Annotated in this window: 13 protein-coding genes; 6 read left to right on the forward strand and 7 right to left on the reverse strand. The window is 44.5% G+C overall.

Annotation, left to right across the window (positions count from 1 at the left end):
• Positions 1–244 precede the first annotated feature (244 nt).
• From ABFW99_RS04440 to ABFW99_RS04450, 3 genes are all read left to right on the forward strand, one after another.
• Positions 245–757: an FKBP-type peptidyl-prolyl cis-trans isomerase gene (locus ABFW99_RS04440; RefSeq protein WP_440707434.1), complete on the forward strand. Its 513-nt coding sequence runs from the start codon at positions 245–247 to the stop codon at positions 755–757.
• A 114-nt stretch (positions 758–871) separates the two neighbouring features.
• Positions 872–3,139, forward strand: coding sequence for a catalase/peroxidase HPI (gene katG / locus ABFW99_RS04445; RefSeq protein ID WP_440707435.1), 2,268 nt, complete (start codon positions 872–874; stop codon positions 3,137–3,139).
• A 363-nt stretch (positions 3,140–3,502) separates the two neighbouring features.
• Entirely contained in the window at positions 3,503–6,079 is a 2,577-nt protein-coding gene (locus tag ABFW99_RS04450; RefSeq protein WP_349355779.1) for a M1 family metallopeptidase, read from the forward strand.
• A gap of 18 nt (positions 6,080–6,097) precedes the next feature.
• On the opposite strand, the gene creD is transcribed toward ABFW99_RS04450, so the two are convergent.
• From creD to ABFW99_RS04475, 5 genes are all read right to left on the reverse strand, one after another.
• Entirely contained in the window at positions 6,098–7,405 is a 1,308-nt protein-coding gene (creD, locus tag ABFW99_RS04455; protein ID WP_349355773.1) for a cell envelope integrity protein CreD, read from the reverse strand.
• 205 nt (positions 7,406–7,610) lie between these two features.
• Complete coding sequence (locus ABFW99_RS04460) at positions 7,611–8,183, reverse strand: hypothetical protein (RefSeq protein WP_349355772.1); 573 nt, start codon at positions 8,181–8,183, stop codon at positions 7,611–7,613.
• Positions 8,184–8,265: 82 nt separating this feature from the next.
• Positions 8,266–8,565, reverse strand: coding sequence for a winged helix-turn-helix domain-containing protein (locus tag ABFW99_RS04465; protein WP_349355790.1), 300 nt, complete (start codon positions 8,563–8,565; stop codon positions 8,266–8,268).
• 6 nt (positions 8,566–8,571) lie between these two features.
• A complete protein-coding gene (locus ABFW99_RS04470) occupies positions 8,572–9,177 on the reverse strand; it encodes a hypothetical protein (RefSeq protein WP_349355771.1) in 606 nt (201 codons plus the stop codon).
• A 132-nt stretch (positions 9,178–9,309) separates the two neighbouring features.
• Positions 9,310–10,572 carry a spinster family MFS transporter gene (locus ABFW99_RS04475; RefSeq protein ID WP_349355770.1) on the reverse strand — a complete coding sequence of 421 codons (1,263 nt, stop codon included), beginning with the start codon at positions 10,570–10,572 and terminating at the stop codon, positions 9,310–9,312.
• Between the two features lie 369 nt (positions 10,573–10,941).
• Between ABFW99_RS04475 and asd the strand changes: the two genes are divergently transcribed.
• A complete protein-coding gene (gene asd / locus ABFW99_RS04480; RefSeq protein WP_349355769.1) occupies positions 10,942–11,994 on the forward strand; it encodes an aspartate-semialdehyde dehydrogenase in 1,053 nt (350 codons plus the stop codon).
• A gap of 63 nt (positions 11,995–12,057) precedes the next feature.
• On the opposite strand, the gene ABFW99_RS04485 is transcribed toward asd, so the two are convergent.
• Positions 12,058–12,453, reverse strand: a complete 396-nt coding sequence (locus tag ABFW99_RS04485) for a hypothetical protein (protein WP_349355768.1) — start codon at positions 12,451–12,453, stop codon at positions 12,058–12,060.
• Between the two features lie 3 nt (positions 12,454–12,456).
• Positions 12,457–12,834 carry a hypothetical protein gene (locus ABFW99_RS04490; RefSeq protein WP_349355767.1) on the reverse strand — a complete coding sequence of 126 codons (378 nt, stop codon included), beginning with the start codon at positions 12,832–12,834 and terminating at the stop codon, positions 12,457–12,459.
• 268 nt (positions 12,835–13,102) lie between these two features.
• Between ABFW99_RS04490 and ABFW99_RS04495 the strand changes: the two genes are divergently transcribed.
• Both ABFW99_RS04495 and ABFW99_RS04500 read left to right on the forward strand, forming a co-directional pair.
• Positions 13,103–15,100, forward strand: a complete 1,998-nt coding sequence (locus ABFW99_RS04495) for a lamin tail domain-containing protein (RefSeq protein WP_349355766.1) — start codon at positions 13,103–13,105, stop codon at positions 15,098–15,100.
• On the forward strand, positions 15,090–18,065 hold the full coding sequence (locus ABFW99_RS04500; protein WP_349355765.1) for a lamin tail domain-containing protein: 2,976 nt from the start codon (positions 15,090–15,092) through the stop codon (positions 18,063–18,065). Before ABFW99_RS04495 ends, ABFW99_RS04500 begins: the two co-directional genes overlap by 11 nt.
• Positions 18,066–18,118 lie beyond the last annotated feature (53 nt).

Below are 18,118 nucleotides of genomic sequence, written 5' to 3' on the forward strand. Positions count from 1 at the left end.
GTTTGATCTTTATCTCCCTCAAAGTACAAAATAAAAAGTGCTTCCATAAAATATTGATTCGATATATTTAGTTTTACAGAACAATTTAAATCTAACTAACGCTTGCTTCGCAACAATTTACCGTCGCACAGTTACTTTGGTTAATACGTCTAGGACAGAACAAAAAACTTCACTATTCTTTATTCAGAACCGCTTATCTTTTCATTTTACTATTTCAAACGAACTGATCTTCAGATTATCACAAATGTATTCATTTAAATTCTTCCGACTACTTGTTCCTGTACTGTTTCTGTTTTTTACCACCGTTTCCTGCTCTGATGACAGCGGTTGCAATCAAAAGCCAAATACGGCCGTCAATCAGGCGCAACTACAGTTAGATATTGATGAAATTGATGCTTACCTGTCAGAGAATAACATCGGAGCAGAAGTGCATGACTCCGGTCTTCGCTATGTAATCAATGAACCCGGTGACGGTAAAACCGCTACCCTTTGTGATAGAATCACAGTTAGGTATGAGGGAAGGTTGATGTCGGACGGAAGTGGCTTTGATGACAGCGACGGCAAAAATATTGCCTTCCCCTATCCCCTTAGCCGACTGATCATCGGATGGCAGGTTGGCATTCCTTTAATTGAAGAAGGCGGCAGCATTACCCTGTATGTTCCATCCTCTTATGGGTACGGAAGTCGCGGTGCAGGAGATGATATCCCACCAAACGCCAACCTTATTTTTGAAATCAGTCTGGCCAAAGTTTTTTAGCCCTTTGCTTCCAATAAACAAAACCTATCGCTGCTTAAAGCTTTATTGATTTTAACGTCATCCGGGGATTTCCTTTCTTTCAGTTATATTGAAAAGAAATTAAACGGAGATAGTATGTCTGATAAAAATGAAGGCTCTGCAAACAAGGCAGGCACGTATGAAGGTAATGATTCTAAAGCTCACGGAGACGGAGATATAAGTAAATGCCCATTTCATAATGGATCTATGCGGAAGACGGCCGGTGGCGGTACCGGAAACCGCGAATGGTGGCCTAATAAATTAAATCTGAACATTCTGCGTCAGCATTCTTCCAAATCAGACCCCATGGGAGAAGACTTTGACTATGCGGAAGAGTTTAAAAAACTGGATCTGAAAGAGGTTAAAAAAGATCTCGAAGAGGTCATGACCGACTCTCAGGAGTGGTGGCCGGCCGACTTTGGTCACTACGGCCCACTCATGATCCGCATGGCATGGCACAGTGCCGGAACTTACCGTGTAGTTGACGGACGAGGTGGCGGAAGTACTGGAAACCAGCGTTTTGCTCCTCTCAACAGCTGGCCTGACAACGTGAACCTTGATAAAGCACGTCTATTATTGTGGCCGGTAAAGCAAAAATACGGCAACAAACTTTCCTGGGGAGACTTGATGATTCTGGCCGGAAATGTTGCGCTCGAATCCATGGGTTTTGAGACCTTTGGTTTTGGCGGCGGACGTGTTGACCTGTGGGAGCCGGAAGAAGATATTTACTGGGGTTCTGAAGGCGAATGGCTTGCTGATCAGCGCCATACGGAAGATGGAGAACTGGAAGAACCACTCGGTGCTGACCATATGGGACTTATTTATGTAAACCCGGAAGGCCCGAATGGCGAACCTGATCCAAAGAAGGCAGCGAAATATATCCGCCAGACCTTCGCTCGTATGGCCATGAATGATGAAGAGACTGTTGCCCTGATTGCAGGCGGACACACCTTTGGTAAAACGCACGGAGCTGCACCTGAAGATCATAAAGGGCCTGAGCCTGAAGCCGCACCTATCGAACAGATGGGAATTGGCTGGAAGAGCGACTACGGTTCCGGCATGGGAGCTGATACCGTAAGCAGTGGCCTTGAAGGCACATGGACTCAAACTCCTACCGAGTGGAGTAACAAATTCTTTGAGAATCTTTTTGAGTACGAGTGGGAAAAATATAAGAGTCCTGCAGGTGCATGGCAGTGGAGACCAAAAGACGGAGCCGGCGATGGAACCATCCCTGATGCTCACGACCCGGACAAGAAGCATGCTCCCTTTATGCTGACTACCGATCTTTCTCTGAAAGAAGATCCGGCTTATGAAAAAATATCTCGTCGTTTTTACGAAAATCCGGAAGAATTCGCAGATGCTTTTGCCCGCGCATGGTATAAACTTACTCACCGCGACATGGGACCAAAATCACTCCTTATCGGACCTGAAGTACCTGAAGAAGAGCTGTTATGGCAAGATCCCATTCCGGAAGTTGGTCATGATCTGATTGATGATAATGACATTGCCGAGCTGAAAGAGAAAATTCTCGATTCCGGATTATCGGTATCAGAATTGGTTTCCACAGCATGGGCTTCGGCTTCCACATACCGTCAATCAGATAAGCGAGGTGGTGCTAACGGCGCACGTATCCGATTGGCTCCTCAGAAAGACTGGGAAGTAAATAATCCCGAGCAGTTAAACAAAGTGCTGAATACTCTTGAAACTATTCAGCAGTGGTTTAATGAAAATCAGTCCGGCAACAAGAAAGTTTCCATGGCTGACCTGATTGTTCTGGGTGGAGCTGCCGGAATTGAAAAAGCAGCTAAAGAAGCCGGTCACGAGATTACCGTGCCATTTACACCGGGGCGAACTGACGCAACCGCCGAGCAAACCGATGTAGAATCGTTTGCATGGCTGGAGCCACCGGCTGACGGATTCCGTAACTACTACAATCCTAAGCATAATACCACGCAGGAAGAAATGCTGGTTGATAAAGCACAGTTACTTTCTTTGACGCCACCTGAAATGACGGTGCTGGTTGGAGGAATGCGTGTATTGGGAACTAACTATGACGGTTCCAAAAAAGGTGGGTTTACAGAGAATACTGGTGCACTCTCCAACGACTTCTTCAAGAACTTGTTGGATATGAATACAACCTGGCAGGCTACTACCGACAAGCAGGATGTGTTTGTTGGAAGCGACCGAAAGACCGGAGATGTGAAGTGGAGCGGAACACGGGCTGACCTTATTTTCGGGTCCAATTCTGAACTGCGGGCACTTGCAGAAGTGTACGGAACAGAGGAATCCGAAGAGAAGTTTGTGAACGACTTCGTTAAAGCATGGAACAAGGTGATGACCCTTGACCGCTTTGATCTGAAGTAAGCTTCATTATTTATCAAAAATTGAAAAGGCAGCCTGATTTAGTTCAGGCTGCCTTTTTTTGTTTTTGCTATTGCTTATTCAGTTTTTGCATCCTTGCGCATTCAGATGCCGGATCAAGTCCGGAATAACAACTTTTGTACTTTGGTACTTGTTTCCAACCACCGGTTCTAGTGATATGACCTGTGCCCCGAACGCTGCAAGGACCTACGGACGCTTGCAGGTTCTACATACAAATTAAAGATTCAAGCTTTTTTATGCTCGTTCCCATCAGCCTGTCACTATTCTTTACAATTCAAAGCTTGAATTCTTTCTGAATGTTGGTACTTTTGCCTGCGTCCGAAAATTAAAATCAGACCCATGAATATGATCAAGATTCGTCCCCTATTTATTATCTCATTTTTGATTTTTGGAACCCTGGGATGCTCAACATCTCCCAGGGTTGAGCCCGGAGTTTCCCTGGAACTGGCAAAATTCAGGAAAGCCCTGGTCTCGGATGTTAATTATGAGTTGTTCTTTAACTTACCCGAGAAGGAAAAAGAGAACATATCCGCTTCTGAAACCATCACCTTTACTCTTAAAGAAAGCGGGCATGACATTCAGCTGGATTTTCGTGAGTCTGCTGAACTGCTGAAATCACTTCGAATTAATGGGACTGAAGCAGAAATTCAGTTTAAAGACGAGCACCTGATATTACCGGCCCACCTTTTGAGTGAAGGTGTAAATTCAGTGGATATCGAATTTACGGCTGGCGAATCATCCCTGAACCGTAACCCCGGTTACCTTTACACCCTGTTTGTTCCCGACCGGGCAAGAACAGCCTTTCCCCTTTTCGATCAGCCTGACCTGAAAGCAACTTATGATCTGACCTTAGAAATTCCGGTATCCTGGGAAGCTATTTCAAATGCACCGCTGGCTTCCATAACTGAAAAAGATTCTGCTAAAACCCTTGAGTTTGCCACTTCGGATTTAATCAGTTCATACCTGTTTTCCTTTGTTGCCGGCGACTTTGAAGCCGTAACACGTACAGTAGGTGGTCGCGAAATGACTATGCTGCACCGTGAAACTGATGAAGAAAAAGTAGCCCGGAATATCGATGATATTTTCGAACTACACGCCGCTTCTCTCAGCTGGCTGGAGGAATACACCGGGATAGATTATCCTTTTCAAAAGTTTGATTTTGCCCTCATTCCTTCCTTCCAGTATGGAGGGATGGAACATGTGGGAGCCATTCAATACCGTGCATCTTCCCTCTTTTTGGAGGAAGATCCTTCCGACTCCCAACTCCTTAGCCGAGCCAGCCTCATTGCCCATGAAACGGCCCACATGTGGTTTGGCGATCTAGTAACCATGGAATGGTTTAATGATGTTTGGACTAAAGAAGTGTTTGCAAATTTCATGGCTGCCAAAATCATGAACCCGAATTTCCCTGATATAGACCATGATCTGAATTTTGTGCTAAGGCATCACTCCAGCGCCTACTCTGTGGATCGAACGGAAGGAGCCAATCCGATACGTCAGCATCTTGACAATCTCAATGAAGCCGGGCAAATGTATGGAGCTATCATTTATAACAAAGCCCCTATCATGATGCGCCAGCTGGAGTTGCTGGTTGGTGAAGAACTCTTTAAGGAAGGATTACGTGAATACCTAAGCTCATACTCTATGGGTAATGCTACCTGGCCTGACCTGATTACCATTCTGGATCAAAAGACCAAAAAAGATTTAAAATCCTGGAGTGAAGTTTGGGTGAATACCGCCGGCCGCCCTCATTTTTCTGTAGAATTTAAGGAAGATGACCTCCCCGGGCGTGAACCATTGCGATATGATGTCCTGGTTCAAACTGATCCTGCCGGATTAGAAAGAGTGTGGCCTCAGCAAGTAGGAATCTGGACCATCAGTCCGAAAGACAGTTCTTTCAAGTTCTTTGATATTCTTAGTGATGACCAAAAGAAATTTGCGACCCTCAATAAACTTCGGGCTGAAACAAGAGTATTTAATGCGAATGGACGTGGTTATGGACTTTTCCCTGCCGACCTCAAAACGCTGCAGCACTGGGAGCACATGCGGGATGTTCGCAAAGGTTCTCATCTCATCAACCTGTATGAAAACATGCTGGAACAGAATGAAGTATTTCCGGACTCATACATCACTGAATTGATCAACATTGTTCAAACCGAAGAAAATCAGTTATTACTGAACCTTGCGCTTGGCCATATTGAAAGTATTTACCGGAGACTGTTGACCGAAGAACAGAGAAATGACGTTCAAAGTGAACTGGAAGAAATGCTTTGGAACCAAATGCTGGCACAAAGTCAAAGCAGTACTAAAAAAACGTTCTTTAATACATTCAGAAATGTTGCCCTTTCACCGGATCAGGTTCAACAAGTTTATGACATCTGGAAGAAAGAACTGGAGGTTGAAGGGTTAAGACTTTCTGAAACAGATTTCATTAGCATGGCCTCAGAGCTTGCCATCAAACGCCCAGATATATCAGAGTCTATCATTTCTGAACAACTAAGTCGTATTGAAAACCCTGACCGAAGGCGCCGGTTTGAGTTTGTTAAGCCTGCTCTTTCAGCTGATCAGGATGTGCGCGATTCATTTTTTGAGTCTTTAAAGGATGAAGAAAACCGGAAAACAGAATCCTGGGTACTGAGCGCACTCGGTTACTTACATCATCCGCTTCGGGTTCATGCATCACAGAAATATATACTACCAAGCCTGGAACTTTTGAAGGAAATTCAAACAACCGGCGACATCTTTTTCCCCAAGCGCTGGCTGGATGTAACTCTGGGCAATCACTCATCGGATGAAGCCGTAGAAACCGTAAGAAGTTTTCTGGATGACAACCCGGATTACAACCGGCAGCTAAGAATGAAAATACTTCAAGCTGCTGATATGATGTTCCGGGCTAATCAGATCAAAAAGTACACCAAATAGCGTTCCCTGCCAGCCTTACTAAGCGGTAGGTTCGTCATCGGTGCTCATGATTTCAAACCAGTTGATGTTTCGGGTTAGATACATAACTACAGATAGCACGACAAATAATCCGAGGCTGCCGAGTAAGAGTGCATAATCCTGCAATTGCAGCAGAATATAGAGATAGCCATACAGGATAATTAACACCCCAAAGATGATTCCTGACTTCAATTTATCGGATAAAACGCTGTATGAATAAATGGTGATTAACCCAATGATGGCAGCGGCTGCTATTAAATACGCTAACTGGAACACCACATATTCTGAAATCGACAGAAGCAGCGTATAAAAGATCAACAGAGCGAAGCCAATTAATAAGTATTGAATGGGGTGAATGATTTTCTTGCTGAGCAATTCAATCATAAAGAAGGTCAGGAAGGTCAGCGAAATGAACATGATAGCATACTTTGCGGTACGCATGGTTTTCTGATATTCATCCACAGCCAACAGCAATTCAACACCAAACAGCGTATTTGTTACTTCCTGATTGGGTCCCTGCCATTGCTGTGAAAAATTCCGGTTCAGATGTAACACATTCCATTCAGAATCAAAGCCGGCATCGGTGACTTCCCGTTCAGCAGGCAGAAAGTTTCCCGTAAAGCTCGGATTTGCCCAGTCAGATTCCAGAGCCACATTTGTTTGCTTTCCAACCGGTGAAAAATGAAGCCCGGTACTTCCGTTTAAATTCAAATCGAAGCTGAAGTCAAATTCTTCGCCCGTAGTAAGATCGGGGGAAATGGATATCCCCGAAGCCAACACGTCATTGGATTCTATACCGGGATTCGCGAGGTATTCGTTTTCATTCCATTGAATATTTACGAAATCTTTGATTCCGGTCATATCCGATATCCCCAGCGACACAAAGGCATCGTCTAACAAAAAGTCTTCAACAGGCACCTTAAAACCATTCAAATCAATGGCCGGAAAATTTCCTGATACCGACAAAGTACTGTTATACACAATTACTTTATAGATACCCCGATAACGAATTTCCGGAACTATGGATCCTTCAACATTCAAATTCTCGGGCAAAAAATGAGCATACCGGATGGTCTGCTCAACTTTCTCTTCCCCATTAAAATAATACCTGTAAGGTACGCTTATGATGGGGCCTACTATAACTTGCTCACTTCCCCACTTTTGGCTGATTTCATGGGCTACGGAATCCCTCCTGTGTTCACGCTCCGAAATCAGTCCCTGGATTAAGAGTGAAGGGATTAACAATATCAGCGTTAAAAACGCAATGATAAATAAGCGGGTACCGAGCGATTTTCTGAGGTTTTTCATGATGGTTGGGTTGGGAATGAAAAATGAAAAATGAAAAATGAAAAATTCAAAATGGGGGCTCTTTCTTGTGATATCGCGCGGAGCGAGATATCTAAAGTCGGGCTTTTAAAGACTCTTGACATTTCTGTCGACAAGTTCCTTCGAAATGACAAATCCCCCATTTTTCATTTTGAATTTAAGAAGTAACACCGTTTCCGGTATTGGCTTATTTTGGTTGAAGGTTTTCGGTTACTTTCTGAGCCGCATATCTGAACATAAGGGCAGACACAATCCATAGTGTTATAAAGAATCCGTTTACACCAAGAATTTCTATAACTGAACTCGGCGGTGATTGGTAATAGCCCCCGAATATTGCAACAAATGCTATCAATGCCTGTGCTATTGCTGCTGCAAACAATGTAATAACCATACCATTGGCCTTAAATCCTGAAATAAACGCTCCGATAATGCCAATGGCAATCACACCAAAATACCACAGGTTAATGGGGTTGTCTTCGGAGCCAATTACACCTACAGCCAGATTCGACCAGATCAATAAGAATCCGGTTCCCAATGCAAAAACAACGGCAACTTTATAAGCATATGTGCCTGATTTTCGGGTTACAAAGAGATAGGCACATCCTGTTCCAAGAATAAGAGTACCCGCAACTAAGAAATCACTTAAAGTCCATATCACTTCTGATGTGAATTGCATAGCAGTAAATGGAATCAGGAGAATGGCAGCGGTACCGGCCGCAAGGTACAACAGGTTTTTTGATAAGGGTTGTTCTGTATTCATAATTGAACCTCAGTTAGTTTAAGTATTGTAAGTACTTTGAAATACAAAGTAGGTGAATAAATTTTTTTGTTCGGTTTAAGCTTCACTTTTGAGCTTTTATGATCTCCTCCATGACATTCAGGTAACTTCCGAATGCTTTTTTTCCTTCTTTTGTCATAGAGTATTTGGTGTTTGGTTTGTTATCAATGAAGGATTTTTCCACTTCGATGAAGCCCTCTTTTTCCAGCTTTTTTATATGGGTGGCGAGGTTCCCATCGGTTACATCCAGAAATTCCTTGAGCGCACTGAAATCAAGCGAATCGTTAACGGCCAGGGCCGACATAATCCCCAGCCTGATCCTGCTCTCAAATGCTTTATGTAAATCATCAAAGGATACATTCACTGCCAATCACCGTTCGTAGCTGAAGTACATGTAAATTCCATACATCATATGAACGGCACCAAAGCCCACCGCCCACAACAGCAGGCCATACTCGACAAACCAGGCACTTACCAATCCCAATGCGATCTGCACAAAACCCATAATTTTTACTTCCGTGATGGTGTACCGCCCGGCATTGACCAATGCAAGTCCATAGAATAATAACATCAAAGGGGCAGCAACACCAATAAGTCCTTTTGCCAGAAGCACCAAAATCAATACCCCTCCTGCAGCTAAAGGAACTGCCATACTGCTTAAAAGTCTGCGGGAAGTCGCATTCCAGATGCTCTCACCGCTTTCATCTGCTTTTCTTTTTGAGAAGAAAATGGCTGTAACCAAAGCCAACACCAGAACACCGATGCCCAACCCAACCACCTTTGACAAGTTCGGTGAAGTGTAGAACAGCTCGTCAGGATTAAACCCAAAAGAGCTATAGGTAAGGTAAGCTCCCGCGAAGGCATACAAACCGGCCATAATCCCCGCCCATCCGGATAGCGATAAAAACTTAGAAGACCGCTCCATCATCGAGCGAATCTCAGCAATGTCCTTGATATAATCTTGTTCTTCTTTCATGAAAAGTACTTTTAATTTAAAAGTAGATGAAAAAAATCAGTTCTGCAAGAGGGAGAATTTATTTTTTGATATCTGTTTAGATCAGTGGTCAGCCTGGCAGGCTACATAGAAGTTACTTCAGGTACCTTAAAATCACTTCACCACATCTTCATCATAACTCTTCATGGCTTGAAGAAAACAGAAAGTGGCCAACACCCCACATACTGTAAATACCAGCAGCAGTGCTTTCGAAGGTCCGTAAACTCCGGTAAATACATGATCAATCATCCAGCCGGTTACGGGCGGACCGATGCCAAAACCAACAATGCTCACTACAAACAAGTAAACCGCGCCGGCCATGCCCCGCATGTCTGATTTAACGAAGTACTGGATGAGCGCAGCTGCCACTCCGTTATAGGATGAAGAGACCACATTGGCAAACCCGACTAACAGAAATGCTGCTAAAGCCGACTCTGCCATCAACCCGAAATAATAGAATGGAAGACCGCCAAGGGCTGCTACAATACCCATCACAAAGCGTTTTTCAGCTCCCCATTTTTTAGCGAAGAAGTCGGCCAGCCAGCCGGAAGCATTTACGCTGATTCCGGTTGCAAACATAAACCATCCATATTGTGAAATCAGCGAAGGCATTTCAAAGGTATCATTCAGCACAGTCCCGATGAAAGCAAGAATGGTATATCCGCTTAGTGCCAGCAATGAAAAACCGGCAAGGTGGTACCGTACGGTTTTCTTTTGAAGGATGAACTTCAATACATTAAAAAAGTCAGTGGCTTTGCGCTCACTTTTTCCTGATTTACGCTTCGGCTCCCGAATCAACAAAAAACCAATCACGAATAACAAAATTCCCGGCCAACCCACGGTTTTCATGGCTACCCGCCAGTCGTAAAGCTCGGCAACTGATCCGCCAATCAAAAAGGATAATCCTACACCCACAAAAATCCCGGAGGCATAAAAAGAAAATACCCGCGCCCTTTTCTCGGGTGGAAAATAATCAGCCAGTAGCGAATATACGGCCGGACTTAGTGCCGACTGGCTCACCCCTACAAAAAAGCGGGCCGTTACCAGAAACAGGAACGAGCTGGCAAAACCACTGGCTACGGTCATCAGGCTCCAGATCAATAACCCCGTCAGGATTATCCGCTTTCTGGAAAACTGGTCGGCAAACCACCCCATGAATATTCCACAGACAGCATAAATCAGAGAAAAAGCCGGTCCGTACAGCACCCCGATTTGCGTGTTGGTGAAGCCGAGGTCATCCCGGATGGCTGTTCCCAACACGGCTACAATCTGCCGATCCACAAAGCTGGTTATATAGATCAGAAATAGTAAACCAAGCACCAGCCAGGCATAGAATTTGGGGGATTTAGCTTCGAGCGTTTCGTATATAAATTTCATGGCCTCAAAGATAGAGCACAGATTGGTGGGATGGAAGCGGGGAAGAACACTGAACAAGGAACCTTGAATATGTCCATTCATCATGGTCATCCTAAACATCCTGTAAATCACGGTTCAATAATTTTATGGAACACGGATGACACTGATAATGCGGATTGTCACTGATTTTTTTAGTTAAATCAATAATCTGTGATTACCCGTCAAATCCTCCTCATCCATGTTCCATTCCCTGCCTGAACATAGCATCATTTTTTCTTCAGATAATTATAATCGGTTACAAAAAACCTCCAATAAAACGTTCACATAAAGGGCGCAGAATGTTTATTTTTAGTGCTTACAAATTTTGATTTAACTCTCTACTCAATCACCATGATGAAAGCTGGAATTCTGGGCGCTACCGGTGCCGTTGGCCAAAAATTTATTCGTTTGCTCCAGGGGCATCCCTGGTTTAAAATCGAGGCACTGGGTGCTTCGGAACGTTCGGCCGGCAAAAAATATAAAGACGCCGCCAACTGGATTGAGGATGTGGTGCTGCCGGAACACATCAAAGAAACCGTTGTCAAAAAATGTGACCCTGCAGAATTTAGTAAGGTAGATTTTGTGTTTTCGGGACTGGATTCCTCCGTAGCCGGAGATATCGAAAAAGCTTTTGCCGAAGCCGGTATTCCCGTCATTTCCAATGCCAAGAATTACCGTCAGGACCCTACCGTGCCGCTGCTGATACCGGAAATTAACCCGGATCATACCGATCTTATTAAAACACAATCGTTCAGTAAAGACGGCAAAGGCTGGATTGTAACTAATCCGAATTGCGTAGCTGTACCGCTTTCTCTGGCATTAAAACCATTGTATGACGCCTTCGGAATTGAGTCGCTCATCCTTACCACCATGCAGGCTGTTTCTGGAGCCGGATATCCCGGTGTAGCCAGTTTGGATATTCTGGGTAATGTGGTTCCCTTTATTTCCGGAGAAGAACCTAAAGTTGGACCGGAAACCCGGAAGCTACTGAGTTCTCTGTCAGGTGAATCCTTGAGCCTACCCGAATTTAAAGTTCAGGCTACTGCAACCCGCGTTCCGTCTATCAACGGGCATATGATATCTGCGACTGTGAAGTTGGTAAACCCTCCAGCCAACCTGAATGAACTAAAAGAGGCATATAACAGCTACCAGAACCCGGTGGGTAATTTGGACCTTCCGTTTTCTCCGGCCTCTTTATACAACCTGCACGATAATGAGTACTATCCCCAACCCCGCCTCCATGCTGATTGGGAGAATGGGATGCAACTGCATTTAGGCCGGCTGCGAAAAGCCGAAGTATTTGATGTCAGCTTCGTGGCTATGGCTCACAACACCATTCGCGGTGCAGCCGGTGGTGCTATCCTAAATGCCGAATTATTGACCAAAAAAGGGTTTTTGAAATAGCATAATTTTTACCCTTCATAACGTAGAGACACAAGATTTTGTGTCTCTACGTTTTGGGTAAAATTATTCTTCCATATCACCCAGGCGCTTTTGCGACATATACAGGTTTAATTTGGTGGAAAACCGGATCGCCTCGTTCTTGTCGTTGCGCTTGATGTTTAATTTAATCTTGCCCTGATCACTGCCCGGCAGCGGTTCAAAAAATGCCCATTGATTAGCTTCGATAATCAATTTCCCCCCGGTAAAAAAAAGAAACCCTTTTTTGTACTGAATCTTTTTGATGTGGTCGAGCTGAATGGAAAACTTACTCAGGTTGCTCAAACCGTTCCCCATCATATCGTACACCTTGTATTCAAAAAGCAGTTCACCATCAAGGAAACTCAGAATTCCCTTTACCTCCTTTACCTCTACTTTTACATCTTCAGTTTCGTACATCGAGTAGTTAAAAGGAATGCTCATGGTTTAATCTTCCAGCTCGTTTAGTTTCTGTTCGGACAGCTTCAGGTTCAGATTGGATGAGATGTTAGCTGCTACATTTCGATGCTTTCGCTTCACTTTTAATACACGTTCGGTTAACTCCTTACCGGGGAGATCTCCAAAAGATGAGGCTCTTTTGCCATGCAAAATCAGTTTTCCGCTAAACCACCCTTTTTTAAACTCCAGCATATCCAGCTCCGACAAGGGTATGGTTTCAGACATCAAATCAGACTCATATGCTTCTACCACGGCATCTTTTTTCTTGTATTCAAAGACCAGATTCTCACTTTCCACGCGCAGAATTCCCTCCACTTTCATGAATCCGCCGTTTAAATTTTCGATTGAAAAAGGAAGACTTCGCATATGCGTTACTGATTTTTAAAGGTTTAGATGCTTTTTAAAAAACTTCTAAAAAAGTACAAAAAATCTGTAAGGAGTGCCCGTTTCATCGCTCTAACTAAACAGCTAACAAAGAGAAAACTAATCATTGCCTTGAGAATGACACAACATTCTCAATGTCCTTCCAGGGGTAAAAGGTGGAACATCCTTTTACCCTATTTTTTTATCGGGATATTTTTTCATGCAAGTCATTAAACAATTGTTTTAATTGACTGAATAACAATTCGGGAGCATGAGGGTACTATTATTCGTGATATTATGGGGATTGCCCTGTATCATATTCGGGCAGTCGGTAAACTTCGAGGATGACTTTTCGGATCAGGATATTTCTGACTGGACAGGAAGTATTGGCGATTTCATCTTCACCGAAGAAAACGGAAATATTCTGCTCCAACAAAATGCGACCGGGGCCGGTGTTTCTTACCTGAGTACTCCTTCCATTAATTCTGTAGGCTTCTGGGAATTTTTTATAAGGTTTGATGGATTCAGCCCCTCTTCCGGCAACAAAGCAGAGATATACCTGATGAGCGATGACCAGGACCTGACCTCCTCATTGAATGGATACAAACTTAGGGGTGGTGAAAACGGCAGTAGCGATGTGTTCAGGCTGCTGCGAATTGACAATGGAAGTGAAGCGGATGAAGTACTGACCGGAATTACCAATATCAGCTCGGGCGGAGGTTATCGTGTTAAAATAACCCGGGACGCCTCCGGAAACTGGACGCTGGAAGTTGCTGAGGGTTATACCGGCGTGCTATCCGTGGAAGATACCGGAACCGACAACATTTATACTACCACCTCCTATTTCGGATTTAAGAATACCTACTCTTCTACCCGATCCGACCTGTTTTACTACGACTTCAAAATTGATATTCCCCCTGTTGAAGTTACTTCCGTTTCATTGGTTAGTGATACAGAAGTAGATGTTATCTTTTCCCGTGATATTGATTCATCCTCCGCTCAGACATCCGATTTTACCTTAAACCCTGGAGCAGTAAATCCTCAATCCGTAAATCTGCAAAGCAGCGACACCGCACGCATTACTTTTCCTTCAAACATTCCCAGCGGGGCAAACTCGCTCACCATCTCCGATATTAAAGACAGCGCCAATGAAACCACCTTAGCCGATACCACCTTCCCGTTTTTTGTGTATGATGTTTATCAACCCGGAGATGTAATTATCAATGAATTTATGAAGGATCCGCCGCCGGGTACGGCTGAATATGTGGAGCTTCGAAATACTTCTTCCCGATATTTAAACCTGAGGAACTGGCAACTTGGTGATAATAACTCACTCAGCACAATTTCTTTTTCAAACTTTACTCTGCATCCCGACAGCTTTGTAGTGGTCTCGTCTGATACTTCCACTTTAAATACGTTTTATGGTAAAGCGGTATATCTTCAGGCTTCCCTCCCGGCCTTCAATAATGGCGGAGACCAAATTCGGCTTTTTAATGAGTCAGGAAGCCTTATCGATTCCCTCCAATACAATGCGGACTGGGGTGGTGAAGACGTGGCCCTGGAGCGAAGGAACTCAGTTGTCCCTTCTTTTTACCAGGAAAACTGGGGAGACAGCCCAAGCCCCGGTTTTGGTACTCCGGGGTTTTCGAACCAAATTCAGCCCGACATTACCCCTCCCTATATTTCAACATTAGAGGTGGTGGACAGTCAAACCCTGTTGTTGACACTTTCCGAAAGGGCTGATACTTCAACAGTTTTGGATCAAAGCAACTATTCGATCAGCCAGAATCCTGAAGCCGGAGCAACACCTCCACCCATCCCTGCCATTAATTCGGTTCAACAAATAGCGCCGGACTCATTGCGCATTTTACTGGATACCGATCTTCAGGAATACGATGGCAACTGGACCTTAACGCTTAATAACCTCACCGATATTTTTGGGAATAGTGCGGATATTGTAACCGACTTCAATTACTACGTGATTTTTTCCGCTGAGCCCAATCAGGTGGTGATTAATGAGTTTATGTACGACCCCGGTGACGGCTTTTCGGAATTTGTGGAGCTTTACAACCATTCGGACAGCTCATTCAGCCTTCAGTACTGGACGTTTAACGATAATACCGGAAGTGATGAATTTATCTCTCCTGAAAGCTTTGTATTGCCTGCCGGTAAATTCGTGGTTCTGGCTCCCGACAGCACCCTGACCACTTCCTTTCCGGGCATTCCGCTCATTGATATGAGTAGTCGCTTTTCTTCCCTTGAACAATAGTTCTGATGCCATCGTCATCAAAAATCAAAACGGGTTGATTATTGACTCACTGAGCTATGAAGATGGTTGGGGTGGCGAGGAAATCTCACTGGAAAGAAGAACTGCAGCTGTGACCGGACTTTATCGGGAGAACTGGAGCGATTCACCTTCCGAAGACAAAGCTACCCCCGGACTTCCCAATTTAATACCGGAAGATGAAACCCCACCGGAGCTCGATAACCTTTCAGTTGTGAATGACAGCACTCTTCAGCTCATATTTAGCGAACGAGTTGTGGAATCACCGGCCATCAACCCCGAAAACTTTAGCTTCACCGAGCTTCCTGAAGCTTCCGGTAATTCACTCCTCCCCCAATCATTTAACTACCTTGCGCCCGATACGGTAATCATTGCTTTTTCGACCAAGATTCCCAGAAAAGAAACCGGAACTACCTATCAGCTTGGGGTAAGTAATCAGACAGATGTATTCGGAAATACTTCCGGTGAATTAATAGCTGAGTTCTTCCTCATCGATCTGGCTGAAGCCTCAAGAAATGGTGTCATCATTAATGAGTTTATGTATGAACCGGATGAAGATTACACCGAGTTTATTGAACTGTTTAACGCTACCGACAAAAATTACGATTTACGCAACTGGACGCTGAACGACAATACCGGAAACCGCAGAGCAATCAGCACCTCCGGACTTGATCTTACCCTGAACTCCTACCTGATTCTCGCTCCTGACAGTTCATTTCTGGATCTATTCCCGAACCGGCCAACTCTCATTTTGGGAAGCTGGTTTCCGTCTTTAAATAACAGTACCGACGCAATTGTTATTCGTAATGCCAACGGAGAACTCATCGATTCGTTGACCTTCACGTCCGAATGGGGTGGAGAAGGTGTTTCGCTCGAACGCAGAAGTCCGGACCACCCTTCCTTTTATCGAGAAAACTGGGGCGACTCTCCTTCCGGTACCAAATCTACACCGGGACTTCCCAACCGCATTGAGCAGGATAATGAGCCTCCGGTTCTGGAACATGCATTTATTACTTCCCCTGACTCCATTCAACTGATTTTCAATGAACGAGTCGATTCTGTTTTAGCCACTGATATTTCCAACTACTCTACCTCACCATCATTGTCGATTGCTGAAGTGGCAAATTACAATGGAGATAGTTTGTCCCTGGTCCTGAGTACTTCTCTTTCCAGTGGAGATACATTTACTCTTACTGTAACCAATAAACAGGATATTTTCGGGAATACCCTGACTTCAGCTTCAGTGGATCTGGAGTACACGGTTTTTTCTCCGGTCACCCCAAGGGATGTCATCATTAATGAAATACTGTACCGAAGAGCAAGTGCTGAATCTGCGGAATTTATCGAGCTCTACAACCGAACATCTGACAATTTCAATCTTACCGGCTGGACCTTTTCCGATGCAACCGGCTCTACCACTATTCCTGAAGGGACTGTTATCAAGAGTAATGAATACCTGGTACTTACCGATTCTGAAGAATTTGCCTCAGGCAGTACTCTTGCCAAAGCTAAATTGAATGAAAATGTGGTTTACCTCTCGGGATTTCCTTCTTTGAATGATGATGAAGATGCGATAGTGATTAAGGATGGAAACGGTATGATTGTTGACAGTTTGTTTTACCGGGAGACATGGGGAGGGAATAAAACCGGCATCTCTTTGGAACGAAAAGATCCTGAATCCGCATCGAATGATGCCGGTAACTGGGCTTCCAGCACTTCCCAAACAGGAAACAGCGCCGGGGCACAGAGTTCAATCTATCAACCCGATCAAACCCCGCCTGAAATTGTTTTTGCCAAACTGCAGACTGACGGTAAAATCTATGTGGCATTTTCAGAATTTGTTCGCTCCTCCGGCACGGAACCAATAACTGTAAATGAAGAGCCCGCCTCCATCACTGAATACAATGAAGAAAATGCGAATATCCTCATCATCGGGGATGGCGCCTACCCAACCGGAGCGCCTCTTAACATCGCTTTTGGGCAGGCCACTGATTTCCGGGGGAATACATCCGGGGAGCTGTCAATTGAAGTATCTCAGCCTCTTTCCAAAGGCAGCGTGGTGATTAATGAAATTCTGTTCGATCCGCTTGCCAATTCAGACGACAATCTCCCGGACCAAACGGAGTACATAGAGCTCTATAACAGAGCTAAGTATGCTGTTTCTCTGGAAGGCTTTTTTATCCATGATGAACCGGATGAGAATAATGAAATCCGATCCGTTCATCCATTCAACTCTGAGTTTCGATGGATTCCTTCAGGTGAAACGGTTGTATTGTATGCCGAAGACCAATCCTCCGTATTCAGTGAAAGTCGGCTGGCCTCATATTTTGAACTGCAAAATGAAAATGACCAATTCTTCATCCGTACCGACCGCTCGAATTTGAGCCTGGCTTCTTCTGATGATGCCATTTACCTGGCAGACAGTACCGGGCTGGTCATCGACTCCGTGTTCTTCGATGAAAGCTGGCATAATCCTAATCTGTATGATGTTGACGGCGTGGCCCTTGAACGAATTGATCCTGATAGCCCAAGCAATGATGAGACCAACTGGAGCTCCAGCACACACGTAAGTGGCGGAACACCGGGCTCAGAAAACTCCATCTACCAACAAGCTGGTGCCAGTCCCGATGACCCGGGCATCACCTTCACTCCCAATCCTTTCTCTCCAGACGATGACGGATTCGAAGACAACCTGTTCATCAATTATAAACTGGAACAGCCAGATTACCTGTTACGCGTTCGTGTTTTTGATCGCTATGGGCGGGAAGTCCGCAAGCTGGCCGATGGCAAACAAGCCGGCTTCGAAGGCTCCCTGATTTGGGATGGCTTAAAAGACAACGGCTCCAAGAATCGGGTAGGGATTTACATAGTGCTCTTTGAAGCTTACAATAGTGCTGAAGGTAAAAATAAGACGTTTAAGAAAACGGTGGTATTGGCTAAGAGATTTTAATTGAAGATTGGTAATTATGAATGTTGAATTTTGAATGGCCCATCAGGAACTCA

Origin of the sequence: Gracilimonas sp. BCB1 (assembly GCF_040117685.2) — a bacterium.
In the GTDB taxonomy this organism is placed as follows: Bacteria; Bacteroidota; Rhodothermia; order Balneolales; family Balneolaceae; genus Gracilimonas.